The organism is Prauserella salsuginis (assembly GCF_024648885.1).
In the GTDB taxonomy this organism is placed as follows: Bacteria; Actinomycetota; Actinomycetes; order Mycobacteriales; family Pseudonocardiaceae; genus Prauserella; species Prauserella salsuginis.
In genome coordinates this window covers 946015-970229 of sequence record NZ_JANBBF010000008.1, presented here as the reverse complement: position 1 = coordinate 970229, position 24215 = coordinate 946015, and the positions used below count along the sequence as shown (strand labels likewise).

General features: G+C 70.5%; 27 protein-coding genes and 1 pseudogene. 15 read left to right on the top strand and 13 right to left on the bottom strand.

The window, feature by feature from the left end:
• Positions 1-214: 214 nt before the first annotated feature.
• Positions 215-610 (top strand): annotated as a pseudogene (locus LY40_RS06025) (EamA family transporter); the annotation flags it as partial.
• Positions 611-756: 146 nt separating this feature from the next.
• Here the strand turns inward: LY40_RS06025 and LY40_RS26485 are convergent.
• Positions 757-1332, bottom strand: a complete 576-nt coding sequence (locus LY40_RS26485) for a pentapeptide repeat-containing protein (RefSeq protein WP_372497704.1) — start codon at positions 1330-1332, stop codon at positions 757-759.
• Here LY40_RS26485 and LY40_RS06015 point away from each other — a divergent pair.
• The 3 genes from LY40_RS06015 to lepA all read left to right on the top strand — a co-directional run bounded on the left by LY40_RS06015 (position 1229) and on the right by lepA (position 3863).
• Positions 1229-1444, top strand: a complete 216-nt coding sequence (locus tag LY40_RS06015; RefSeq protein ID WP_372497703.1) for an EamA family transporter — start codon at positions 1229-1231, stop codon at positions 1442-1444. The genes LY40_RS26485 and LY40_RS06015 overlap by 104 nt on opposite strands.
• A 30-nt stretch (positions 1445-1474) precedes the next feature.
• On the top strand, positions 1475-1861 hold the full coding sequence (locus LY40_RS06010; RefSeq protein WP_183777967.1) for a VOC family protein: 387 nt from the start codon (positions 1475-1477) through the stop codon (positions 1859-1861).
• A 136-nt stretch (positions 1862-1997) separates the two neighbouring features.
• Positions 1998-3863 carry a translation elongation factor 4 gene (gene lepA, locus LY40_RS06005; protein ID WP_183777965.1) on the top strand — a complete coding sequence of 622 codons (1866 nt, stop codon included), beginning with the start codon at positions 1998-2000 and terminating at the stop codon, positions 3861-3863.
• A gap of 136 nt (positions 3864-3999) precedes the next feature.
• Here the strand turns inward: lepA and LY40_RS06000 are convergent, their stop codons facing one another.
• Positions 4000-4209: a hypothetical protein gene (locus LY40_RS06000; RefSeq protein WP_183785743.1), complete on the bottom strand. Its 210-nt coding sequence runs from the start codon at positions 4207-4209 to the stop codon at positions 4000-4002.
• Between the two features lie 254 nt (positions 4210-4463).
• Here LY40_RS06000 and LY40_RS05995 point away from each other — a divergent pair, with 254 nt between their 5' ends.
• The gene (locus LY40_RS05995) at positions 4464-5516 is read left to right on the top strand and encodes an NAD(P)H-dependent flavin oxidoreductase (protein WP_258936177.1); all 1053 of its coding nucleotides are present in this window, start codon (positions 4464-4466) and stop codon (positions 5514-5516) included.
• Positions 5517-5577: 61 nt separating this feature from the next.
• On the opposite strand, the gene LY40_RS05990 is transcribed toward LY40_RS05995, so the two are convergent.
• Positions 5578-6690, bottom strand: a complete 1113-nt coding sequence (locus tag LY40_RS05990) for an alpha/beta fold hydrolase (protein ID WP_258936176.1) — start codon at positions 6688-6690, stop codon at positions 5578-5580.
• A gap of 111 nt (positions 6691-6801) precedes the next feature.
• The gene (locus tag LY40_RS05985) at positions 6802-7767 is read right to left on the bottom strand and encodes a quinone oxidoreductase family protein (RefSeq protein WP_258936175.1); all 966 of its coding nucleotides are present in this window, start codon (positions 7765-7767) and stop codon (positions 6802-6804) included.
• A 31-nt stretch (positions 7768-7798) separates the two neighbouring features.
• Here LY40_RS05985 and LY40_RS05980 point away from each other — a divergent pair, with 31 nt between their 5' ends.
• From LY40_RS05980 to LY40_RS05965, 4 genes are all read left to right on the top strand, one after another.
• Positions 7799-8029, top strand: a complete 231-nt coding sequence (locus LY40_RS05980) for a hypothetical protein (RefSeq protein WP_258936174.1) — start codon at positions 7799-7801, stop codon at positions 8027-8029.
• Positions 8030-8039: 10 nt separating this feature from the next.
• Positions 8040-8462, top strand: coding sequence for a guanyl-specific ribonuclease (locus LY40_RS05975; RefSeq protein WP_258936173.1), 423 nt, complete (start codon positions 8040-8042; stop codon positions 8460-8462).
• Positions 8463-8464: 2 nt separating this feature from the next.
• Positions 8465-8845 carry a barstar family protein gene (locus LY40_RS05970; protein WP_258936172.1) on the top strand — a complete coding sequence of 127 codons (381 nt, stop codon included), beginning with the start codon at positions 8465-8467 and terminating at the stop codon, positions 8843-8845.
• 69 nt (positions 8846-8914) lie between these two features.
• On the top strand, positions 8915-9742 hold the full coding sequence (locus tag LY40_RS05965) for a phosphatidylinositol-specific phospholipase C/glycerophosphodiester phosphodiesterase family protein (RefSeq protein ID WP_258936171.1): 828 nt from the start codon (positions 8915-8917) through the stop codon (positions 9740-9742).
• A 111-nt stretch (positions 9743-9853) separates the two neighbouring features.
• Here LY40_RS05965 and LY40_RS05960 read toward each other — a convergent pair whose 3' ends face one another.
• From LY40_RS05960 to LY40_RS05925, 8 genes are all read right to left on the bottom strand, one after another.
• The gene (locus LY40_RS05960; protein WP_183787253.1) at positions 9854-10621 is read right to left on the bottom strand and encodes an enoyl-CoA hydratase family protein; all 768 of its coding nucleotides are present in this window, start codon (positions 10619-10621) and stop codon (positions 9854-9856) included.
• A 41-nt stretch (positions 10622-10662) separates the two neighbouring features.
• On the bottom strand, positions 10663-11409 hold the full coding sequence (locus LY40_RS05955) for a sirohydrochlorin chelatase (protein ID WP_183787260.1): 747 nt from the start codon (positions 11407-11409) through the stop codon (positions 10663-10665).
• A gap of 2 nt (positions 11410-11411) precedes the next feature.
• Entirely contained in the window at positions 11412-12707 is a 1296-nt protein-coding gene (locus tag LY40_RS05950; RefSeq protein ID WP_183787252.1) for a sulfate adenylyltransferase subunit 1, read from the bottom strand.
• A 2-nt stretch (positions 12708-12709) separates the two neighbouring features.
• A complete protein-coding gene (cysD, locus tag LY40_RS05945) occupies positions 12710-13630 on the bottom strand; it encodes a sulfate adenylyltransferase subunit CysD (protein ID WP_183787251.1) in 921 nt (306 codons plus the stop codon).
• Positions 13631-13641: 11 nt separating this feature from the next.
• Positions 13642-14346 carry a phosphoadenylyl-sulfate reductase gene (locus LY40_RS05940; RefSeq protein ID WP_183787250.1) on the bottom strand — a complete coding sequence of 235 codons (705 nt, stop codon included), beginning with the start codon at positions 14344-14346 and terminating at the stop codon, positions 13642-13644.
• A complete protein-coding gene (locus tag LY40_RS05935; RefSeq protein ID WP_228726678.1) occupies positions 14343-14471 on the bottom strand; it encodes an Insertion element protein in 129 nt (42 codons plus the stop codon). The genes LY40_RS05940 and LY40_RS05935 overlap by 4 nt, the downstream gene beginning before the upstream one ends.
• Before the next feature lie 29 nt (positions 14472-14500).
• A complete protein-coding gene (locus tag LY40_RS05930) occupies positions 14501-16183 on the bottom strand; it encodes a nitrite/sulfite reductase (protein ID WP_258936170.1) in 1683 nt (560 codons plus the stop codon).
• 670 nt (positions 16184-16853) lie between these two features.
• Positions 16854-17849 carry a hypothetical protein gene (locus tag LY40_RS05925; protein ID WP_258936169.1) on the bottom strand — a complete coding sequence of 332 codons (996 nt, stop codon included), beginning with the start codon at positions 17847-17849 and terminating at the stop codon, positions 16854-16856.
• Positions 17850-17975: 126 nt separating this feature from the next.
• Here LY40_RS05925 and LY40_RS05920 point away from each other — a divergent pair, with 126 nt between their 5' ends.
• From LY40_RS05920 to hemW, 4 genes are all read left to right on the top strand, one after another.
• Complete coding sequence (locus LY40_RS05920; protein ID WP_183787247.1) at positions 17976-19703, top strand: carbon starvation CstA family protein; 1728 nt, start codon at positions 17976-17978, stop codon at positions 19701-19703.
• Positions 19700-19993, top strand: a complete 294-nt coding sequence (locus tag LY40_RS05915; RefSeq protein WP_183787246.1) for a cory-CC-star protein — start codon at positions 19700-19702, stop codon at positions 19991-19993. The genes LY40_RS05920 and LY40_RS05915 overlap by 4 nt, the downstream gene beginning before the upstream one ends.
• Positions 19984-20934 carry an ArsA family ATPase gene (locus LY40_RS05910; RefSeq protein WP_258936168.1) on the top strand — a complete coding sequence of 317 codons (951 nt, stop codon included), beginning with the start codon at positions 19984-19986 and terminating at the stop codon, positions 20932-20934. Before LY40_RS05915 ends, LY40_RS05910 begins: the two co-directional genes overlap by 10 nt.
• Before the next feature lie 70 nt (positions 20935-21004).
• Complete coding sequence (gene hemW / locus LY40_RS05905; RefSeq protein ID WP_258936167.1) at positions 21005-22198, top strand: radical SAM family heme chaperone HemW; 1194 nt, start codon at positions 21005-21007, stop codon at positions 22196-22198.
• 53 nt (positions 22199-22251) lie between these two features.
• On the opposite strand, the gene LY40_RS05900 is transcribed toward hemW, so the two are convergent.
• Positions 22252-23424 carry a saccharopine dehydrogenase family protein gene (locus tag LY40_RS05900; protein WP_258936166.1) on the bottom strand — a complete coding sequence of 391 codons (1173 nt, stop codon included), beginning with the start codon at positions 23422-23424 and terminating at the stop codon, positions 22252-22254.
• Between the two features lie 144 nt (positions 23425-23568).
• Here LY40_RS05900 and LY40_RS05895 point away from each other — a divergent pair, with 144 nt between their 5' ends.
• Complete coding sequence (locus LY40_RS05895) at positions 23569-23781, top strand: Rv3202a family protein (RefSeq protein WP_183787242.1); 213 nt, start codon at positions 23569-23571, stop codon at positions 23779-23781.
• A 71-nt stretch (positions 23782-23852) separates the two neighbouring features.
• Positions 23853-24176 (top strand): WhiB family transcriptional regulator, encoded by a 324-nt coding sequence (locus LY40_RS05890; protein ID WP_183787241.1) that lies wholly within the window; start codon positions 23853-23855, stop codon positions 24174-24176.
• The last annotated feature ends 39 nt before the right edge of the window (positions 24177-24215 follow it).

Sequence of the window (24215 nt, the reverse complement as noted above, 5' to 3'; positions counted from 1 at the left end):
GATCCTTGCGTGCGGAGGTAGGCTGCCGCCGACAGTGCCTAGGGTTCCGCCGCGCCCCGCTCGTTCCCGCGGGAACGACGACACCGACAACGAGGGCAGCGCGGGTCCGGTCCGAGCGGCACCCGGGTGCGGGAGTGGCCGCACCCGCATATGACGGGACAAAAGCCTGGAGTAGCCGGCCTGCCGTGACCGCGGCGGGCCAGGAAGGCTACCCGTGTCCCTTACCGCACTGGTTCTCGTTCTGCTCGCCGCCGCGTTCCACGCCGCGTGGAACCTCGTGGCCACCCGCGTTCCCGGCGGGGCCCGCTTCGTCTTCTGCTACTACACGGTCTCGGCGGCGGTGCTGCTGCCGTTCGGGATCGCGCACGTCCTGGTGAGCGGTGAGCAGCCCCGCTGGACGTGGCTCCTGGCCGCCGCGGTCACGGCCGTGGCGCACGTGGCCTACGGCGTGGTGCTGCAGCGCGGCTATGCCGTCGGCGACCTGTCCGTGGTCTACCCGCTGGCGCGAGGGTGCGGTCCACTGCTGGCCGTGGTGGTGGCCGTGCTCGTGCTGCACGAGCGCCCCGGCTGGCCGGGCCTCGTCGGCGCCGTCCTCGTCGTCGGCGGGGTGTTGGTGATCAGTGCGCCCAGCACGACGCCCACTCGTGGCCGCGGGCGGGCAGGGGCCGGCTACGGCGTGCTCACCGGGGTGACCATCGCGGCGTACACACTGTGGGACGCCTACTCCGTCGACGAACTCGGGGTCCCGCCGGTCGTCTACCTCGCTGCCGGAACGGCGCTGCAGAGCCTGCTGCTGGCGCCCCATGCACTGAGTGGGGCCCGAGGGCGCGTACTGGTACCCGCTGACGACCGGACCGACGGTGTCCCGCGCAGTGAAACCCCGCGCAGCGAGGCCCCGCGCAGCGAGGCCCCGCGCAGCGAGGCCCCGCGCAGCGAGGCCCCGCACGGCGAGGCCCCGCACGGTGGCGCCACGCCGCGAGGTGCCGCGGGCGCCGGTGCCGACGGCAGTGGCCCCGACGGCAGTGGCCCCGACGACGCACGGTTCGACGACGCACGGTTCGACGGCAGTGGCCTCGATGGCGCCGCGCCTCGAGGCGCCGAGGACCGTGATGCCGAGGACCGTGATGCCGAGGACCGTGATGCCGAGGACCGTGATGCCGAGGACCGTGATGCCGGGGTCGCGTTCGAAGGGCCGACCGGCAGGCTGTGGCGGGAGCATCGCCGGTCCGTGGTTCTCGTGGGGCTGCTCTCGCCGGTCGCGTACCTGCTCGTGCTGTTCGCGATGCGGCTGGCCCCGGTGAGTTTGGTGGCGCCGTTGCGCGAGGTGAGCATCGTGCTGGCCGGGTTGGCGGGGTGGCTGATCCTGGGCGAACCCCACGGCCGCAGGAGAGTGGCGGGCTCGTTGGTGGTGCTGGCGGGAATCGCGGCGATCGCGCTGGCGTGAGCCGGCGCCGAGGTGTGAGACCCTGCGGCCATGGACGTGCTGAACAGCCGCATCCTGCTGCACCCGCGTGATCCGGAGGTCACGACCGCGTTCTACCGGGACACGCTCGGGTTGGCGATCTACCGCGAGTTCCCCGGGGGAACGGTGTTCTTCGCCGGTGGTGGGCTTGTGGAGATCGTCGGCCGCGCGAGCACGGGGCCGAGCGAGGCGATGGCGCTGTGGCTGCAGGTCCGCGACCTGCCCGCCGAGCTGGCGACGCTGCGGGAGCGCGGGGTGGAGCCGGAACGTGACGCCCGTCGTGAACCGTGGGGTCTCGACGAGGCGTGGTTGCGGGACCCGGACGGCGTGCGGATCGTGCTGGTGCAGGTCCCGTCGGACCACCCGTTGCGGACCGACGTCCGGCCCGCCGCGGGCTGACGCCCGCCGCGGCGCGCCCACGGTCCGTGCCGTCGGGCGGGGCTGACCTCGCTCGACGTCCGGCCTCCGGGGGAACCTCACGGGCGGCGGCATGGGACCATGGGGGTGGCCGTCCACGAGCGATCCGAGGAAACGAGTGACAAAGAACCGCCCGTCCGCCGAGAAGACGTTCACGCCGCCGGAGTTCATCCGCAACTTCTGCATCATCGCCCACATCGACCACGGCAAGTCGACGTTGGCCGACCGGATGCTGCAGCTCACCGGCGTGATCGAGCAGCGGGCCATGCGCGACCAGTACCTCGACCGCATGGACATCGAGCGGGAACGCGGTATCACGATCAAGGCGCAGAACGTGCGGCTGCCGTGGCACGTCGACGGCCAGGACCACGTCATGCACCTCATCGACACCCCGGGCCACGTCGACTTCACCTACGAGGTCTCCCGCGCGCTCGAGGCGTGCGAGGGCGCGATCCTGCTCGTGGACGCCGCCCAGGGCATCGAGGCGCAGACGCTGGCCAACCTGTACCTCGCGCTCGAGAACGATCTGCAGATCATCCCGGTCCTGAACAAGATCGACCTGCCGGCGGCCGAACCGGAGAAGTACGCAGCCGAGCTGGCGCACATCATCGGCTGCGAGCCCTCCGACGTGCTGCGGGTGTCGGCGAAGACCGGTGACGGCGTCGAGGCACTGCTCGACGAGATCGTGCGCCAGGTGCCGCCCCCGGAGGGTGATGCGGAGGCTCCGGCCCGCGCGATGATCTTCGACTCGGTGTACGACACCTATCGCGGTGTCGTGACCTACATCCGCGTCGTCGACGGCAAGATCACGCCGCGCGAGAAGATCCGCATGATGTCGACGGGCGCGACGCACGAGCTGCTCGAGGTCGGCATCATCTCGCCCGATCCGAAGCCGTCGGAAGGGCTCGGGGTCGGCGAGGTCGGTTACCTCATCACCGGGGTGAAGGACGTCCGGCAGTCGAAGGTCGGTGACACGGTCACGTTCGAGCGGCGCGGGGCGGAGAAGCCGCTGGCCGGCTACCGCGAGCCCCAGCCGATGGTGTTCTCCGGGCTCTACCCGGTGGACGGTTCGGACTACCCGGTGCTGCGTGACGCGCTCGACAAGCTGCGCCTCAACGACGCCGCGCTGTCCTACGAGCCGGAGACGTCCGTGGCGCTGGGCTTCGGCTTCCGCTGTGGCTTCCTCGGGCTGCTGCACCTCGAGATCACCCGTGCCCGGCTGGAGCGCGAGTTCGGCCTGAACCTGATCGCCACGGCGCCGAACGTCGTCTACGACGTCTTCCTCGACGACGGCACCGAGCACGTCGTCACCAACCCGTCGGACTGGCCGACCGAGGGCAAGATCGCCGAGACCCACGAGCCGATCAGCAAGGTGACGATCATCGCTCCCTCGGAGTTCGTGGGCGCGATCATGGAGCTGTGCCAGGGCAAGCGCGGCACGATGCTCGGTATGGACTACCTGTCGGAGGATCGTGTCGAGCTGCGGTACAAGTTGCCGCTCGCCGAGATCATCTTCGACTTCTTCGACTCGCTCAAGTCCCGCACGCGTGGCTACGCCTCGCTGGACTACGAGGAGGCGGGCGAGCAGACGGCCGATCTGGTCAAAGTGGACATTCTCTTGCAGGGCGAGGCCGTCGACGCGTTCTCGGCGATCGTGCACAAGGACTTCGCTTACAGCTACGGCAACAAGATGACCAAGCGATTGCGCGAGCTGATCCCGCGGCAACAGTTCGAGGTGCCGATCCAGGCTGCCGTCGGCTCCCGCATCATCGCGCGCGAGACGATCCGGGCGATCCGCAAGGACGTGCTCGCCAAGTGCTACGGCGGTGACATCTCGCGGAAGCGCAAGCTGCTGGAGAAGCAGAAGGAAGGCAAGAAGAAGATGAAGACCGTCGGCCGCGTGGAGGTGCCGCAGGAGGCGTTCGTCGCCGCACTGTCCGCGGACGAGGGGGAGAGCAGCGACAAGGGCAAGGGAAAGAAGTAACGGCAGACTGTCGTGATCGGACTGTCCGATCACGACGGTTCCGTGAACCCGGTACCGCGAGGGCCGCGCGATCCGCCCGGATCGCGCGGCCCTCGTCGTCGACCGGATCACGCCCGGTGTCCGGTCATGCCGCGGGTCAGCGCACGCCGAGCAGTAGGGCCAGGGCTTCGACCAGCGAGGCGGACGTGGTGGCGATCGTCTCGTCGAGATACTCGGCGATCGGCGTGAGTTCCGCCGCCGACGCCGTGCCGCCGAGGACGGCCAGCATCGGAACGGCCAGCGCGCTCACGGCGAGGCCGCGTACGGTCCAGCGCTGCGCGGGGCGCGGGGTCTGCTTCTCGGTCATGGGTCCTCTTCCTCTCGGGTGCTGCGCGAAGGGCTTTCGCGTATGGCGAGGAAGCCTGGACTGGCCCGAACGGCCCATTCAAGGTTCGGCGACGAGGCTTAGCGTGCTCGAAACGCGGTGTAGCTCACCCGGGTGACGGCGGGTCATGTCGGTGTTACGTTGCCGACTGATATGTCACGCGGTCGCCACGTGGCGTCGGCGGCACCTCGGTGCCGCATCGAATCCCGGCAGCGTCCGTTCGTACGATGAGGGGCATGTTCGAGTCCTTGCGCGTCCCGGTGATCGCGGCGCCGATGGCCGGCGGTCCGTCCACGCCGGAATTGGTCACCTCGGTCGTGCGGGCGGGTGGCTTCGGGTTCCTCGCCGGGGGCTACCTCACGGCCGCCACGCTGGCCGATCAGATCCACAAGACCCGCGAGCTCGCGGGGGAGTCGTTCGGGGTGAACCTGTTCGTCCCCGGCGTGCGGTCGCTGGTCGATGTGACCTCGTACGCCGACCGGTTGAGCGGTGAGGCCGACCGCTACGGCGTCGCGCCGGGTGCGGGCCGGTGGGACGACGACGGCTACGCGGCGAAGCTGGACCTCGTCGTCGAACGGCGGGTGCCGGTGGTGTCGTTCACCTTCGGTACGCCGTTGGTCGCCGATATCGAGCGGCTCCACGAGGCGGGCGTGACCGTCGTGGTGACCGTGACGACCCCCGACGAGGCCCGCGAGGCCGCCACGGCGGGCGCCGATGTGCTCTGCGTCCAGGGGTTCGAGGCGGGTGGCCACCGCGCGGTGTTCACCGACGACGCGAGCAGTGACAGCGGTGGACCGCTGCTCGGCCTGCTGTCGGCGCTGCGGCTCATCGGCGCCGAGACCGACCTGCCGCTCGTGGCCGCGGGCGGGCTCGTGCACGGCGCGGACGTCGCCGCGACGCTGTCGGCGGGCGCGGTCGCCGCACAGCTCGGAACGGCATTCCTGCGGGCGGACGAGGCAGGCACGAACGGCACCTATCGCGCGGCCCTCGACGCCGGCGGACGGCAGACGGCGATCACGCGTGCGTTCAGCGGGAGGCCCGCGCGGGGTCTGGAGAACCGGTTCCTCCGGGAGAACTCGGCCGCCGCGCCGGCGGCGTATCCGCAGCTGAACAACATCACCAAGCCGGTGCGTGCCGCGGCTACGGCGGCGGGCGACCCGGAGGCGGTATCGCTCTGGGCGGGCCAGACCTACCCGCTGACGGAATCGGGTCCTGCGGAACGGATCGTGGCGCGGCTCGCCGAACAGGCGCGGGAGGCCGTGTCGGCGGCCGCTCGCAGGTTCGGCTGAGGGCGGCCGCCGACACCGCGCGCCGGCTCACGGCAGCCGCGCGCCGGTTCACTGTCGCGAGTCAGCCCACCGCATCGGACAGGGATCGGCCGCGCGTGTGCCGGTCCTCGTCCCGGGGTCGTTCGGACAGCGCACTGCCGGCGAAATAATGCAGTGCCTGTGCCAGACCACGCGGATCGTCGAGCTGGGGGCAGTGTCCCCAGTCCTGGCGGACCAGCAGTCTGCTGTGCGGCACGAGCGAATGCAGCCGCTGGCCCGAATCGGCGTTGACCAGCCGGTCTCGTCCGCAGGCCACCACGAGCAGCGGCAGCGTGATGCGGTCGAGCTCGTAGGCGTCGTCGAGCTCGGTGATCAGGCGGGCCGCCTGGTCCAGGCGTTCGCCGGTCGTCTTGAAGTCCGGGAACAGATCGACGAACCGGGCGACGTGCTCGGCTGCGGCCTTTCCCGAGTCGGCGTAGAGCAGCCGCGGCACGATCTGTTCGGCGACGCTCTTGACCAGGAACCGGGGCACGGGCAGCGGAAGCGACGTGGCGAGCCGCGTGAGCGGATTGCGCGCCACACCGCGGACGAGCCACGAGTCGGACAGTCCGGGCGCCGCGATCGAGGCGACGCCCGCGAGCGGCAGGGACGGGTTCTGCGCCGCCCGCAGTGCCATCGTGCCGCCGAGCGAATTGCCGGCCACCACGACACCGCCCAGCGCGGACTGGTCCCCTATGACGGCGGCGGTGAACACGTCGAGCTGCGGCAGTATCGCGCCGGACCGTAGCGCCGAGGCCTCGCCGAACCCGGGGAGGTCGACGGCCACCGCGGCCACGCCCGCGCGCGCCAGCTCCGTGAGCGCCGGGCGCCAGGTGTCGGCGCTGTCGCAGTAGCCGTGCAACAGCACGAGACGGGGTGTGCGGCGCCGCTGCTCGTCGGAACGCCGGCGGAACCGTCGTCCCGCCGGGCGTTCCACGGGCCGGGGTCCTGCCTCCAGGACGCGGGTCGAGAAGCCGCCGAACCGCCGGTACGTGGTGCGGATCTCGACATCGTGCTCGGGGCCCGCGCCGGGGTGGCCGGAGCGGGCCGCGGTATCCGGAGGTTCCAGGGAGTCCGGAGCGTCGTCCGGGTCCGGAATCCCTGGAACCCCGGCTGCTGCCGGGGAGCCTGATGCCTCCCGCCGGGATGCGATCATGGAACCAGGCTAAACACAGAAGGCCGGTTCAGGCTCCGTAACAAAGGTCACGAAGCGATATCGTGACTCTGTGTGTTCGGAATTTTCCCTGGTCAGCGGCATTTTCGCAGGTTAGCGAGTGAAGACGATCTTGCCGGAGGTCCTGCCTTCCAGCATGTCCTCGAAGCCCTTCCCCGCCTCGGTCATCGGCAGTTCGGCGCCGATCTGCGGCCGAATCCCCGTCAGCTCGGTGTAGGAGAGCAGGTCGGTGAGCTCGTCGCGGGTTCCCATGGTCGACCCGGCCACCCGCAGCTGCAGGAAGAACAGGCGCTGCAGCTCGGCGCTCGCATCGGGGCCGCTGGTCGAGCCGGACACGACGATGATCCCGCCCGGCTTCAGCGACTTCATCGAGTGCGACCAGGTGGCCTTGCCCACCGTCTCGAACACGCCGTCCACGCGTTCGGGCAGGCGGGCACCAGATTCGAACGTCTGGTGCGCCCCGAGCTGTTCGGCCAGGGCGCGCTTGTCCTCGCTGCGGCCGGTGACCCACACGCGCAGCCCGGCCGCCCGGCCGAGCTGCACCAGCGCGGTCGACACCCCGCCGGAAGCCCCCTGCACCAGCATCGTCTGACCGGGACGCAGGCCCGACTTGACGAACAGCATGCGGTAGGCCGTGAGCCAGGCGGTGCCCATCGTGGCCGCCTCCGACATCGACAGGCCTGCGGGCTTGGGGACGACGTTGCGGGCGGGCACCACGACCGAGTCGGCGAACGTGCCCTGGTGCTTCTCGGTCAGCAGCGTGCGCTTGGGGTCGAGGGTGTCGTCCCCCTGCCACGACTCGTCGTTGACGACCGAGTGGATGACCACCTCGGTGCCGTCGTCGAGCACGCCGGCACCGTCGCAGCCGAGGATCATGGGGAACTGCTCGCTCTTGATCCCGACGCCGCGCAGCGTCCAGATGTCGTGCATGTTCAGGCTTGCGGCTTTGACATTCACCTTGACCCAGCCTGCGGGAACCTCCGGGTCGGGGCGCTCGCCCACGACGAGGGAGGCGAGAGGGTCGTCGGCATTGGCTTCGTTGGCATAGACGGCGAACATGGCGCCAACGTACCTGCAGTAGGCTCACGTTGTGTTCGACGGAGTTGCCCGCTGGTGGGACGGGTTCGAGCTCTGGCTCGCGCAGCAGTGGTTCCCGTTGCAGTTCGTGCTGGTCGCGGCCGTCCTGCTGCCGATCTGCGCTGTCGCGACGTGGTTGCTCCACCGTGGTGTGGACTTCGCAATGGCCCTCGCCGGCCGGCTGCGACGCGCGCGTCCGGACGAGCAGGCTGAGCGGTCCACAGGCGGCCGTCCGGGTTCCTAGGGAGGCGCGCGTGTTCTCGCGCAGGCGTATCAGTGTGGCGTTGGCCGGTCTCATCCTGCTCGCGCTCGGCGGCTGGCTCGTGGGTGAACTCACCGGGGGAGGCGACGCGTCGGGTGGAGGCGGTAGCCTGCCGGGCGCGGAATCCGGTCTCGAGGTGGTGGCGTTCGCCGACCTGCCCCCGGAAGCCGAACGGACGTGGGAGCTCATCGAACGCGGTGGCCCCTTCCCGTACCCCGAGCGGGACGGCACCGTTTTCGGCAACCGGGAAGGGCTGTTGCCCGACGAACCCCACGGCTACTACCACGAGTACACGGTGGACACGCCCGGTAGCCCCGACCGGGGTGCCCGGCGGCTCGTCACCGGCAGTGAGGACGAGCTGTACTACACCGCAGACCATTACGAATCGTTCGTCGTCGTCGATACCCGGACCTGACCGTGACATCCACACCTGCACCGAACCCCGACAGCAGTGCGCTCGTGGCCGACGCCAAAGCGCGCGGCGCGTTCACCTACGTGCTCGACGGCAGCGGCTTGACCGACAAGGCCGCGACGCTCGACGCCATCGCCGAACTGCTGCGGTTCCCGCCGCACTTCGGCCGGAACCTGGACGCGCTGTACGACTGTCTGACCGACCTGTCGTGGCTGCCCGCGGGAGAGCACGTCCTGGTCTGGGTGGGCGCCGACGCACTGAAGCAGGCCGATCCGCGGACCTACCTGGCCGTGCACGGCACGCTCTCGGACGCCCAGCGGGCGCTCGCGGCGGGTGGTGACCGGGTGAGCAGCCGCCGGTTCACTGTTCTGCTCGCCGACTCCTGACGTTCGCGGCGCGGACACGATCACCCGCTTCGATCGGGTTCCCAGTCCGCACCGACGTGAGGAGCCCGCATGCATGCGTCCCGTGCCGCCGCCCTGCTGGCGGTGGTGATCGCTCTGGTCTCACCGGCCACCGCCGGCGCGCAGCCACGACCGGACCTCGGCAGGCCGCTGGCCCAGGCACACGCGCACAACGACTACGAACACCCGCGGCCGTTGCTGGATGCGCTGGAGCACGGCTTCACCAGCGTCGAGGCGGACGTGTGGGCCGTCGGCGATGAACTGCTGGTCGCCCACGACTCGTGGGAGCTCGATCCCGACCGCACGCTGCGCAGCCTGTACCTGGAACCGCTGCGCGACGCCGTACGCGGCAAGTCCGGTGTCTACCCGGGGTGGAAGGGGCAGTTCCAGCTGCTCGTCGACATCAAGAGTGACGGGCCGCGCACGTGGGAGTTGCTGGAGCACCAGCTCGCCGAATACGCGGGCATGCTCACGCGCTACCGCGACGGGAAGGTCGACACCGGTGCGATCCAGGTCGTGGTGAGCGGTAATCGGCCGCTCGACGACATGGCCGAGGCTCCGGAGCGGTTGTCGTTCTACGACGGGCGCTCCGGTGACCTGGGCGGCGATTTGGCCGCCGAGCTGATGCCGCTGGTCAGCGACAACTGGAACACCGTATTCGACTGGAAGGGCGAGGGCCCCATGCCCGCTCGGGAGCGCGCCCGCCTGCGCGAGATGGCCGCTCGTGCCCACGAAGCCGGGCAGCGGCTGCGGTTCTGGGCCACCCCGGATCAGGCGGGCGAACAGCGCACCGCGGTGTGGACCGAGCTCCGCGACGCCGGTGTCGACCACATCAACACCGACGACCTGGCCGGGCTGCGGGACTTCCTGCGCTCCTGAGGCCGTCTGTGCTCCGCACCGGAGCGTCTCGCGATAGCGAAGGCCGCCCCTCCCGGACCGGGAAAGAGGCGGCCTTCGCCGTCACGGCGGATGCCGGATGGGGGGGGGGAGTCAGGGAATCCAGCGGGGCGGGCGTTTCTCGCCGAACGCGGCGATGCCCTCCTGGCCCTCCTCACTGGCGAAGTAGTGCGCGGACACCGCCTGCATCTTCTCCAGCTCCGCGCCGATGGTGCGGCCGCGTTCGCCGTGCAGCAGCTCCTTCGTCGCCGTCAGCGCCGTAGGCCCGCCGCGCACCAGCGAGTCGACGTAGGAGGCGACCTTCGCGTCGAGTTCGTCGGCGGGTACGGCGGCGTTGAGCAGACCCACCTCGGCGGCGCGTACGGCGTCGAACGTGTCGCCGGTGAGGAAGAGTTCGTGGGCCGCACGCGGGGATAGTCGCGGCAGCACGGTGACCGAGATCAGTGCGGGCACGACGCCGATGCGCACCTCGGTGAACGCGAACGTCGCGTCGGCGGCCGCCACCGCGATGTCGGCTGCCGCGACCATGCCGACACCGCCGGCGCGAGCGGGCCCGGCGAGCTTGGCGACGACCGGTTTCGGGCTCGTCCAGAGCTGCTCGAGGATCGCGGGGAAGCCGTTCACCCCTTGGTCGTCGGAGCCGGCGCCCTTGGCCTCTTTGAGGTCCATGCCGGCGCAGAAGACGGTGCCGGTGTGGGTCAGCACGATCACGCGCGCCTGCTCGTCGTCGGCGGCCCTGGTCAGCGCGTCGGTGAGTTCGCTGCGCAGCTGCGTGGACAGGGCGTTGCGGTTGTGCGGCGAGTCGAGCGTGATCGTCGCGACCCCGCCGTCGAGGTCGTAGTGGACGAGTTCGTCAGCCATGCCGAACACTCTGGCATACGCCGACGCGCGCCGGCGCCGGCTCAGGCCGAGGCCGCCGCGCCGGTGAGCGCGTCGGCGTAGCGGTCGAGCACGACCGTGGCGACGCGCGGATCGGTGCCCAGCGGGGCGGCGAGGACGGCGTCCGGGGCCGATTCGGCCGCGAGGGCTGCGATGCGGTCGGGGAGCAGTCCCGGGGCGAAGAACCACGACGCGACGGCGAACCGGCGCGCGCCGTGGGCGCGGAGCCTGGCGATCGCTGCGGGCACGTCCGGCCGGGCCGTACTGGCGAATGCGGCCGCGACCCGTGCACCGCGGCGGCCGTCCCAGCCGCGGGCGATGCGGGCGACGACGTCGTTGGCCGCATCGTGCGACGAACCCACGGCGGCGAGCACGACGCCGAGGTCCGGGTCGTCGAGATCCGCTCCGGCGGCGGCGAGGCGGTCGAGCGCGACGTCCTCCAGCAGCGGATCGGGGCCGAGGACGTCGGCAACTGTCACCGACAACCGCGGCAGGCTGCCGGTGACCTCGTCGACGAGCGCGGGCAGGTCCACCCGCGCGTGATAGGCGTGGCCGAGCAGCAACGGCACGGCCACGACGTGGCGGTGTCCCTCGGCGTACAGGCCGGAGAGGGCGGTACCGACCGACGGTGCGGACAGGTCCAGGAACGCCACGCGGACGTCCGCACCGGGGGAGTGGGCGCGCACCACCTCCGCGAGCGCGCGCACGGTAGCCGCGGACCTGGAGTCCCGGCTACCGTGCGCGACGATCAGCAGCGGCGGATGCGCCACCGTCACGCGACCTCGGGCTCTGTCACACCCTTGAGCTGGCTGAACCGGTGCCCGACCAGACCCGCGGCGAGCGTGTCGCCGTCCTTCGGGTCGATCACGATGAACGCACCCGTGCGGGGGCTCACCGTGTAGTCGTCCACCGGAAGCTGCTCGGCCAGCCGCAGGCTGACGTTGCCGATCTCGTTGAGCTCCAGCTTCTCCGGAGCGTCCACGATGGACAGCGTCTGCTCGTCGAACCGGGCGTTGAGCTCCTCGACCATGGCCTGCACCGTGCGCGTGCCCTGCTTGACCAGTACACGTGCGCCGGGCTCGAGCTGCTTGCTCGACAGCCAGCACAGCGCCGCGGTGAACTCGTCGGTGACCTTCGGCGCGTTGTCGGCCGCGGCGATCACGTCACCGCGCGTGATGTCGAGGTCGTCGGAGAGCACCACGGTGATCGACTTGCCGGTGCCGGCCTCGTCGAGCGAACCGTCGGCGGTGTCGACGCTCTCGACCGTCGACTTCAGGCCCTGCGGCAGCACCACGACCTCGTCGCCCGGCCGGACCGTGCCCGCCGCGATCTGGCCCGCGTAACCCCGGTAATCGGGGTATTCGGGCGTGCGCGGACGGATGACGTATTGCACCGGCATCCGGAACGGCGCCTCGTGCGGGTCCGGCGCGACCGGCACCTCTTCGAGGTGCTCGAGCAGCGTCGGGCCCGAGTACCACGGCGTGTTCTCCGACTTGGTCGCCACGTTGTCGCCCTGCAGCGCCGACACCGGGATGGCCAGCACCGTGCCCTCGGCGTAACCCAACGACGTCGCGTGCGCGGCGAACTCCTTGGCGATCACGGTGAACGCGGCCTCGTCGTAGTCGATGAGGTCGACCTTGTTCACCGCCAGCACCAACCGCGGCACGCCGAGCATCGCCAGCACGGCCGCGTGCCTGCGGGTCTGCTCGACGACGCCGTTGCGGGCGTCGACCAGCAGCACACCGAGCTGCGCCGTCGACGCGCCGGTGACCGTGTTGCGGGTGTACTGCACGTGCCCGGGGGTGTCCGCGAGCACGAAGCTGCGATTCGGCGTGGCGAAGTAGCGGTACGCCACGTCGATCGTGATGCCCTGCTCCCGCTCGGAACGCAGACCGTCGACCAGCAGCGACAGGTCCGGGGTCGTCATACCCTTGTCGACGCTGGCGCGCTCGATGGCGTCCAGCTGGTCGGCGAGTACGGACTTGGTGTCGTACAGCAGCCTGCCGACCAGAGTCGACTTGCCGTCGTCGACGCTGCCCGCCGTGGCGAGCCTCAGCAACGAGCTCATGGTTAGAAGTACCCCTCCCGCTTGCGGTCTTCCATGGCGGCCTCGGACATGCGGTCGTCGGCACGCGTCGCACCGCGCTCGGTGAGGCGGCTCGCCTGCACCTCGGCGATGACCTCCTCGACCGTCGAGGCGGTGGATTCGACGGCTCCGGTGCACGAGCCGTCACCGACGGTGCGGTACCGCACCGTCAGCTCGTGGACCTCTTCGTCCGCGCGCGGACCGCCCCACGGGCCCTCGGTGAGCCACATGCCGTCGCGGCTGTAGACCTTGCGCTGGTGCGCGTAGTAGATCGACGGCAGTTCGACCTGCTCGCGCGCGATGTAGTTCCACACGTCGGCTTCGGTGAAGTTCGACAGCGGGAACACCCGCACGTGCTCGCCGGGGCGGTGCCTGCCGTTGTAGAGGTTCCACAGCTCAGGGCGCTGCCTGCGTGGGTCCCACTGGCCGAAGGCGCTGCGCAGGCTGAAGATGCGCTCCTTGGCGCGGGCCCGTTCCTCGTCGCGGCGGCCGCCGCCGAACACGGCGTCGAACTTGTTGTCGGCGATCGCGTCGAGCAGCGGCTGCGTCTGCAGCGGGTTGCGCGTACCGTCGGCCCGCTCGACGAGCCTGCCGTCGTCGATGTAGTCCTGCACGCTGGCCACGACCAGCCGCAGGCCGTACTTCTCCACGACGTGGTCACGGAAGGCGATGACCTCGTCGAAGTTGTGGCCGGTGTCGACGTGCAACAGCGGGAACGGAACCGGCGCGGGCCAGAACGCCTTGATGGCCAGGTGCAGCAGCAGCGTGGAGTCCTTGCCACCGGAGAAGAGGATCACGGGACGATCGAATTCGCCCGCCACCTCACGGAAGATGTGAATGGCTTCCGATTCCAGCGCCGCGAGATTGTCGCGCGCCGCATCGGCCGCGGCCTCTAGTGTGGTCATGACATCCTTCCTCAGGCGTGCAGCCCGCACTCAGTCTTGGACTTGCCGGCCCAGCGACCACTGCGTGGGTCGGCGCCCGGCGCGACCTTCGCGGTGCACGGGGCGCAGCCGATCGAGAGGTACCCCTCGTGGACCAGTGGATTCTGCAGAATCCCGTGCTCGTCGATGTAGCCGTTGAACTCGTCGTCGGTCCAGGCCGCGATCGGGTTCACCTTCACCAGGCCATTGCGATCGTCCCATGTCACGATCGGCGTGTTCGCTCTGGTGGGTGCATCGACACGGCGGACACCCGTGATCCAGCAGGAATACTCGGCGAGCGTGTTGCGCAGCGGAACGACTTTTCGCAGGTGGCAGCACTGGTTGGGGTCCCGGTCGTGCAATTTCGGACCGTATTCCGCGTCCTGCTCGGCCACGCTCTGTTCGGCCTGTGCGTTGACGATCCGCACGTCGGGATAGATCGTCGCCACCGCATCACGCACTCCGAGCGTTTCTGCGAAATGGTAGCCCGTTTCGAGAAAAAGCACGTCGATGTCCGATTTGACCTTGGTGACGACATCGACGAGAAGGGCGTCCTGCATATTCGAGGCGACGATCAGATCGTCGCCGAATTGCTCGACCGCCCACCGGATGGCCTCCTCGGTGGTGGCCTCGGCCAATTCGCCGGACGCTCGTTCGGCGAGGGCTTGTAGCTCCTCGGCCGTCCTTGTCGCGGTCATCGCTTTACCTCCGGAATGCGCAGTCCGATGAAGGTCACTGTGAACACCCGCCGACAGGACGTGCACAGCCATGCACCGTCGTCTTCCGGACGGAGATCCTCGTCGGCACAGTACGGGCAGTGCATGGGCGTGGCCCTCGAGGAAGTGGCCTCACTCACGTGAGATCGGCTTCCTCTGCGCGCACGACCCACTGGGCGAACCGCTCGCCCTCGCCGCGCTGATCCAGGTAGTTCCTCACGACCCGCTCCACATAGTCGGTGAGCTCGTCGCTCGTGACCTTATGGCCACGCAGTTTACGGCCGAATCCTGCATCCAGCCCGAGGCCGCCGCCGAGATGCACCTGGAAGCCCTCGACCTGGTTGCCGTCGGCGTCGGTGACGATCTGGCCCTTGAGGCCGATGTCGGCCACCTGAATGCGTGCGCACGAGTTCGGGCAGCCGTTCAGGTGCACGGACACGGGGTTGTCGAGGCCGTCCTGCAGATCGGCCAGCCGCTGCTCCAGCTCGGCGACCAGGTCCGAGGCACGCTTCTTCGTCTCGACGATCGCCAGCTTGCAGAACTCGATGCCGGTGCACGCCATCACGTTGCGCCGCCACGGCGACGGCTTCGTGTCCAGGCCCGCCTCGGCCAGCTCGGCCTGCAGCGAGGCGACCTCGGGCTCGGGCACGTCCAGTACGACCAGCTTCTGCTGCGGTGTCAGCCGCACCCGGCCCGATCCGGCGCGCTCGGCCGCCTTCGCCGCCGACAGCAGCAACGACCCGGACGCGCGGCCCGCGACCGGCGCCCCGCCGACGTAGCGCAGCCCGTCGGTCTGCTCGTGCACGCCGATGTGGTCGATCGGCCGCTCCGGAGCCTCCGGGGCGGGGCCGTCGATGAGCGTGCGCTGCAGGTACTCGGTCTCGAGCACCTCGCGGAACTTCTCGGGACCCCAGTCCTTGACCAGGAACTTGATGCGGGCGCGCGAGCGCAGCCGCCGGTAGCCGTAGTCGCGGAAGATGCTGATGATGCCTTCCCACACGTCCGGCACCTCGTCCCGCGGCACCCACACGCCGAGGCGCTTGGCGATCATCGGGTTGGTCGAGAGGCCGCCGCCGACCCACACGTCGAACCCGGGACCGTGCTCGGGGTGCTCGACCCCGACGAACGCGACGTCGTGGATCTCGTGCGCCACATCCTGCTGGCCGGAGATCGCCGTCTTGAACTTGCGGGGCAGGTTCGCGAACGTCGGATCGCCGACGAAACGGCGCGTGATCTCGTCGATCGCGGGCGTGCCGTCGATGATCTCGTCAGCCGAGATCCCGGCGACGGGGGAGCCGAGGATGACCCGCGGGCTGTCGCCGCAGGCCTCCATCGTCGTCATGCCCGCGTCCTCCAGCTTCTGCCAGATCGCGGGCATGTCCTCGACACGGATCCAGTGGTACTGGATGTTCTGCCGGTCGGTGATGTCGGCCGTGTCACGGGCGTAGGTCTGCGAGATCTCACCCAGGACGGCGAGCTGCCGGGTGGTCAGCGCGCCGCCGTCGAGCCGCACCCGGAGCATGAAGTACTTGTCGTCGAGGTCCTCTGGTTCGAGCGCCGCCGTCCTTCCGCCGTCGATCCCGGGCTTGCGCTGGGTGTAGAGGCCGAACCAGCGGAACCGGCCGCGCAGGTCGCCGGGGTCGATGCCGTCGAAGCCGGTGTGGGCGTAGATGTTCTCGATGCGCGCGCGCACGTTCAGCGGCGCGTCGTCCTTCTTGGAGCGCTCGTTGGGGTTGAGCGGCTCGCGGTAACCCAGGGCCCACTGGCCCTCGCCGCGGCGCTTCTTGGGGCGGGCGGGTCGGCCTGTCTCGGCGGCCATGGCGGTGTCCTCCAGGGCGGTGTGTTCGGCGGCGGTTCGGGCTGGGCGTTCGGGCGGCTCGTGGCAGCCCGAGGGCGGCCGGGGACGACCGGGCGCGGCGCTGCCGCTCGTGAGCGGTGCCGGGACGGGCGCGCGGTGGGCTCGGACGTGGGCGTCGGTGACCAGAGGCCGGCCTGTGGCGTCGGCGATGTGCGGTGGCATCGGCCTGCGCCGGCAGGCGGACCGACGTGCGGCCCGGTGCGCGCTCGACGTGCGGCTGCGGCTGGGCAGGAGCGGCGCGTCGCGGTCAGGGCCGGCACAGACTGCTGGAGACGCGCAGGTAGTCCACGTGGCGTCGTACCACGAGGGCTACACCGGCGGTCGTCACAGTCACAACGATTACCTTGCCACGGTGTTCACAGGGTGGTCCAGCAGCGTCCGCATCGTGGGAGCAACGTCACCAGCGACGGCGTCCGCCGGCCGGCCCGCGACGTGTCCCCAAGGGCACCTCAGTGGCGTTGAACGCCACGAATCCTCCCCTCACGATCTGCGGACGGACGTGAGTCCGGCCCCGTCGCGAGGGGAGGATCAGGGGTCCCTCCCGCCGGCCCGGCCACTGTTCCTCAACGGCACGCTGCTGCGTGGCTGTGTTGCATGTGCGGGTGCCCCCTTGGGGGCGGTTGCGGTCGCCTCAGGGAGCCGGCTGGAGGCGGCGTTGGGCGGCGCGGAGACCGGTGCGGCAGGCCTTCGCCAGTGCGCGGTGCCGCCGGGTACGTGCCAGCAGGCCGAGGGTGGTTAGGTCCTCGCCCGGTGACCCGGTCCGGGTTTCGACGGCCAGCCGTTCGCGCTCGACCGTGCCGGCCAGCGACCACGCTTCCCACCGTTCGAGATCGGGCATCGTGTAGTCGTAGCCGAACGCCAGCGCGCCCGCGGACGCGGCGGGCAGCGGTTCACCCGCCAGCTCACGCACTCCCATGACGTCGGACGCTGCCGCGCCGGACTGTGCGGAGTCGGCACCCAGGTCGACACTGCGCAACTCGGGGGCACTGCGAAGCTCGGGGGCACTGCGAAGCTCGGGGGCACTGCGCAAATCGGGGATAGTCGGCAGCTCGGGGACACGCTGCGACTCGGCGCCCCCGGGTGCCGTGGTGACGAGCAGTGCGTGCCGGGTCGGGTCGGTGCGCGCGGGCAGCGGCTTCTCGCCGGGGTGCCCGGCGGCCGGGAGCGGACCGGTGAGTTCCACGACGATCCGGGGCAGCCACCACCAGTTCTCCCGGCGGAGCAGCACGCTGTCGGCGAGCGTGCGCGACGGCGGGTACTTGACCAGCTCCTGGTCGAGCAGCTCCTCGGTGAACAACTCGCCGTCGACGTCGTCGACGATCCGCACCCCACCCGCCGCGGCGATTCCGGACGCGGCGCCCCCGGGCCCTGAGACCCGGGTTCCGGATTCGGTGTCGTCGGGCAGCGAGCGCGAGTCGGTCACGGCGAACACCGCGGCCGGGGCCGCACGCAGGCCTTCGACCTCGCCCGCCCGGGCGTAGGGCAGGGCGGCGCACACCGTCGCCGAGGCGGGATCCGATCCGCGCAGCACCGGGGTCACGGCGATCGCGGCGGCACTGCCGTCGGGGTTCGTCCAGCACAGCTCTGCCGTGACGGCCCGCCGCCAGGCCTCCCGCAGCCGGTTCACCGTTGGTCGCCTCCACGTCTCGCCCAGCGCGGGATTCACACCGCTCTTACCTCGTCAGCCACACTGCTGTTACCGTCCCACGTCGCCTGACCACCGTGTCAACGTCGCTCACGGGAAGGAACGTCCATGCCGGCCATCGTGATGGTCCTGATCGTCGGGGTGCTGTTCTACCTCGGCTACCGCTACTACTCGGGATACCTCTCGCGTCGTGTGTACGCGCTCGACGACAGCCGGCCGACACCCGCGCACACCATGCGGGACGGCGTGGACTTCATCCCGACCAACAAGCACGTCCTCTTCGGACACCACTTCACCTCGGTCGCCGGCGCGGCACCGATCGTCGGTCCCGCCATCGCCGTGTTCTGGGGATGGGGACCGGCGCTGATCTGGGTCGTGGTGGGCACGATCTTCGCCGCGGGCGTGCACGACTTCGGCTCGATCGTGGTGTCGGTGCGGCACAAGGCGCAGAGCATCGGCACGCTCACCCGCGAGGTGGTGGGCACCCGCGCCCGCGTGCTGTTCCTGCTGATCATCTTCTTCCTGCTGACCCTGGTGAACGCCGTGTTCGCCGTGGTGATCGGGAACCTGTTCGTGGCCAATCCCGAGGCCGTGCTGCCGATCCTGCTGGAGATCCCGCTGGCCATCGGCATCGGCCAGTACATCTACCGCACGCGCAGCGCGGCGCTGATTCCGTCACTCGTCGGCGTCGTCGTGCTGTACGTGACGATCCTGCTCGGGCAGGCGCTGCCGATCTCGCTGGCGGGCATCGCCGCCGAGGACGGCCTGTTCACCGAGCGCAACATCTGGATCGTGCTGCTGTTCGTCTACACGTTCATCGCATCGCGCATCCCGGTGTGGGTGCTGCTGCAGCCGCGCGACTACATCAACTCCCACCAGCTGTTCATCGCGCTCGGCGTGATCGGTCTGGGCGTGCTCGTCGGCTGGGACACGATCGTGGCGCCCGTGGTCAACGACCAGACGCCTGCCGATTCGCCCAGCTGGTTCCCGTTGCTGTTCGTGACGATCGCGTGCGGCGCGATCTCCGGGTTCCACAGTCTCGTGTCGTCGGGCACGACGTCGAAACAGCTCGACAAGGAGAGCGACGCCCGGTACGTCGGCTACTTCGGCGCGATCGGCGAAGGGTCGCTGGCGCTGGGGTCGATCCTCGCGTGCACCGCGGGCATCGTTGCCACGACGGCCGACTGGCACGCCGCCTATTCCGACTTCGCCACCGCCTCGGACGGTGCGACCTCGAACTTCGTCAACGGCGTCGGCCACTTCGCCGCCAACCTCGGCGTGCCCCAGGCGACCGCCGTGGTCTTCGCCGCCGTCGTGGTGATCAGCTTCGCCGCGACCACGATGGACACCGGGGTGCGCCTGCAGCGCTACATCGTGCAGGAGATCGCCGAGATCGTCCGCATCCGTGCCATCTCACGCAACCTGACCCTGGCGGGGCTGATCGCCGTGCTCATCCCGCTCGTGCTGGCGCTGCTGCCCGGCGGCGGCGACGCGGGCTACACGTTCGGCGTGCTGTGGCAGCTGTTCGGCACCACCAACCAGCTCACCGCGGGCCTGGCGCTCGCCGTCATCGCGGTGTGGGTCACCAAGAACCGCCGCAACCCGATCGCCGTTCTGGTGCCGCTGGTGTTCCTCGTCGTGATGACGACGTGGGCGCTCATCCAGAACCTCATGACGTTCATCGCCGAGAGCGAATGGGTGCTGGCGCCGCTCGACGCGATCATCTTCGTGCTGGCCGTGTGGCTCATCGTCGAGGCGGCGCTCGCGCTGCGCCGGGCTCGCGGCGCCGCCGCCGACGCGGGTGATCCCGAGCCGACGGAGCTGACAGAGCGGTGACCGCAGGCGGGAGGTGGCGGCGGCTCGGCGCCCGGTTGCTCCGGTACTGGCGCCGGTTCGAACGGGGCCATGAGCTGCTGCTGGTCTCCCGCTGGCGGCAGGGTCTGCGCAAGGAGGCGCGCCGTCGCGACGACACCCTGCGCACACTGCTGCTGCTGGAATCGCTGGGCGTGGACAATCCGGTCGCCTACGAGACGCTCGATGCCGTTCCGTATCTCGTGGCCGACTTCCACGCCTGGCACCGGCGCATGGGACGGGACGAGTTCGGCGACGCCGGAGTGTGCTGTTGATCCGGTTCTTCGGCGGCAAAGGCGGGGTCGGTAAGACGACGCTCGCCGCGGCGTTCGCCGTCCGGCAGGCGCGCCGCGGTGTGCGCACGCTCGTCGTGTCGACCGATCCGGCGCATTCGCTGGGCGACGTGCTCGGTGAGTCGCTGTCCGACGAGCCGCGGTCGGTCGGCGAGTCGCTCCTGGCCGCCGAGATCAGTGGTGAGCGGCAGGCGAGCAACCGGGTCGCCGAAGTCCTCGAGGACGCCAGGCATGCGGTCCCCAGGGAGGTGCTGCCGGCCGTGGAGCGGCACCTGCGCAGGGCGGTCGACAGTCCCGGAACCGTCGAATCGGCGTTGCTGGACCGGCTCACCGACCTCGTCGAGCGCACCGGCCGGGACTGGGACCTGTTGGTCGTCGACAGCGCGCCGACGGGGCACATGTTGCGGCTGCTGAGCCTGCCGGCACTGCTCACGCCGTGGATCGAAGGCCTGGCCCACAACCGGAAACAGGCCCGCGACGTCGACCGGTTCGCCGACGGGCTGCTCGGCGAGGTCGGACCGCAAAATGACCCGCTGCTGGAACGGTTGCAGAACCGCCGCCGGCGGCTGGAGGCGTTGCAGAGCCGGCTGCGCGAGGACGCCCGTGTGCACCTCGTGCTCGTGCCGGAGCGGCTGCCGCTGGCCGAGACCGAACGGGCCGCCGACCAGCTGGCCGAGGCGGGAGTGTCGCTCGGGGCGGTGCTGGTCAACCGGGTCGCCTCCGGCGACGAGTCCGGGGTGCTCGCCCGCCGCCGGACCCAGGAACGCGCCGTGCTGGCACGCGTCAGGGAACGCTTCGGCGGTGAGGAGACCGGCGTGCTCACCGTGCCGCTGCTGCCCGGTGAGCTGACCGGCGTGGCCGACCTGGCCGAGGCGAGCGGCTGGTTGCAGTCCCTGGACCCGCCTGGTCCGCGGGAGGCGTGACGACCGCGTTGTGTCCGGGGAGCCGGTGGGCAGCACGCGCTTGCCTGCCCGCCGGTGGGACACTGGGGACGTGAGCACCCCGGACGATCTTCACCTGCCCGACTTCGCCCTGCAGGGGCTCGGCACGAGGCCGTTCGGGGTGTACGTGCACGTGCCGTTCTGTGCGACCCGCTGCGGCTACTGCGACTTCAACACCTACACTGCCGGCGAACTCGGTTCCGGTGCGGCGCCCGAGGACTGGCTCGAAGGACTGCGCAAGGAACTCGACCTCGCCGCACAGCGCCTCGGGAGGCCGCCGGCCGCCGACACCGTGTTCGTCGGAGGCGGCACCCCGTCGCTGCTGGGCGCCGACGGGCTGGCGGCGGTGCTGGACGCCGTGCGGCAGTCCTTCGGACTCGCCGCCGACGCCGAGGTCACCACCGAGTCCAACCCGGAATCGACGTCGCCGGAACTGTTCGCCGGAATCCGCGACGCCGGGTACACGCGGGTGTCACTGGGCATGCAGTCGGCCGCGCCGCACGTACTGCGCGTGCTCGACCGCACGCACACGCCGGGCCGTCCCGTCGCCGCCGCTGCGGAGGCCCGAGCCGCAGGATTCGACCACGTCAACCTGGACCTCATCTACGGCACGCCCGGCGAGCGTACCGAGGACCTGCAGGCGTCGCTGGACGCGGTGTTGGAGGCCGGCGTCGACCACGTGTCGGCCTACGCGCTGATCGTCGAGGACGGCACCGCGCTGGCGCGCCGGGTCCGCAAGGGGGAGATCCCGATGCCGGACGACGACGTGCTGGCCGCCGACTACGAACTGCTCGACGCGATGCTCGAGAAGGCGGGCCTGCGGTGGTACGAGGTGTCCAACTGGGCCGCCTCCGAACAGGCGCGCTGCCGGCACAACCTCGGCTACTGGCTCGGTGGCGACTGGTGGGGCGCCGGTCCCGGAGCCCACTCGCACGTGGGCGGGGTGCGGTGGTGGAACGTCAAGCATCCGGCCCGCTACACGGCGACGCTCGCCGACGCCGCGTTGCCCGTCGGCGGACAGGAGAGCCTGACCGCCGAGGACCGGCACCTCGAACGGGTCATGCTCGAACTCCGCCTCGCCGACGGTCTTCCGCTCGACGCGCTCGACGACGACGGTGCGCGGGAGGCGCGGCGCGCCGCCGCCGACGGCCTGCTGTCCACTCGGGACCTCGACGGCGGCCGTGCGGTACTCACCGACCGGGGCCGACTGCTCGCCGACGCCGTCGTCCGCCGCCTCGTCAGCTGAGGCTCACTCGCTCCCGGGTCTCGCTCACACCCAACCCTGCCGTCACCGCAGGATCACTCGTCGAGGACGCGGATGCGCAGCCCCGCGTTCTGCAGGCGCGTGACGAGGGAGTCGCCCATCGCCACGGCGGTCGTCACCTGCCCCGCGGTGTCGGGTAGTTCGTCGAAAGCCAGGCACAGCGCCGATTCGGACAGCATCTTCGCGGTCTCGTCGTAGCCGGGGTCGCCGCCCGCCACCTCCGTGACGACGCGCTGCCCGCCTGCTTCGCCGGTGAACCGCACCTGGAACCACGACCGCGCCCGGCGCTGTGCGCTCGGCCCGTCGCCGGGCTTGCGGATCTTGCCGAGCGCGCTGCGCACCGGCGGGATCTGCGCTGCGACCGCCAGCACGCCGAGGCCCGCACCGGTCGCCACGAGCGTCGTCAGCCGCTTCATCGCCGCGGACTGGCGATAGGTGAACGACGTGCCGTACCGGGGCAGCGTGGCTGCCGAGCGGGCCACGATCTGCGGGTCGAGCGTCGGCATCGGCACGAGCCACCTGCCGGTCTCGGAGTCCCGGGTGGGCGGCCCGGAGGGGGTGCGGATCTCACGGTCGGCGGGGCGCGGGTCGGCGCGGCGGCGGCGCTTGGCCACGTCCGTCATGTGGCGGGCACGGGAGAAGGCCGTCAGGGCCGAGGCGAACGTGCCGCCGGAGAACTCGGCGTTCGCGCGGATCTGGGCGTCGACCGTCGTCGGCGCGTCGTCGGGCAACTGGCCGACCGTGAAGTAGGCGCCCAGGTCGTAGGGGATCGAGTCCAGTCCGCACGCGTGGACGAGCCGGGCGCCGGTGCGCCGGGCGGTCTCGTGGTGGGCGAGGTACATGCGGTCGACGAACTCGGGTTCGCCGGTCAGGTCGACGTAGTCGGTGCCGGCCTCGGCGCACGCCGCGACGAGCGGTTCGCCGTAGTTCAGGTACGGGCCGACGGTCGTGACGACGACCCGTGCCGACTCGGCGACGGTGCGCAGCGACGCGGTGTCGGTGACGTCGGCCTGCAGCAGCGGCAGGTCGGCGCAGGCGGGATCGATGGAGCTCAGCCGCCGGCGCACGGCCTCGAGCCTGGTGGTGTTGCGGCCCGCGAGTGCCCATCGGCAGCCGTCCGGCACGTGGGCGGCGAGGTACTCGGCGGTCAGACCGCCGGTGAACCCGGTGGCGCCGAACACCACGATGTCGTATTGCCGCTCGCTCATGCGCATCCTCCGGCGTCGTCGCTGCAGTCTGGCCGGAGCGTACCGGAGGTATGTCGGGTCCGACCGAACCCGTGAGCGGCGGCCACGGGATCCGGGTGATCGAACCGTGATTGAACACCGCGCAGGCGGGGTATCACGTCGATCATGACGGAGAACCACGATCTCGCACCGGCCTCCGATGTCGACGAGCAGCGGCGTCCGGTCGTCGACGACTTCGAGCGCGGCGAGTTCACCGACGACACCGGCGCCGGGGACGAACCCGGACCGGCGGGGGTTTCCGTCCCATTGGACGCCGATCCCGCCGATGTCGCCGACCAGGCGGAACCGGTGGCCGTCGACGACGACGAGTACCGCTGACGTACGGCAGGTGTGATTTCCGCACCGGCCGGGTACACCGCGCATCGCACATCTTCACGGAGGTGATCACCATGGCCGACACGTCCCGGCTGCCGACCCCGGTGGCTGAGGTCTGGGAATGGCAGCGCAACGGAAATTGCCGCAATCTGGACAGTGCGGTGTTCTTCCATCCTGACGGCGAACGCGGTTTCGCGCGAGCCGACCGTGTGGCGCGGGCCAAGGAGGTCTGCCGCACGTGCCCGGTGATCGTCCAATGTCGACACCACGCGCTGACGGTGCAGGAGCCGTTCGGAGTGTGGGGAGGGCTCGACGAGACCGAACGTCGTGAGGCCATCGCCCGCCGCAAACGGATCGGTGTCGAAGAAGAGCCCGAGCCCACACCGGCGCTGCGCTGACGCCGGCGGCGCCGATATCCGCAGCGCTGACGTTTGCAG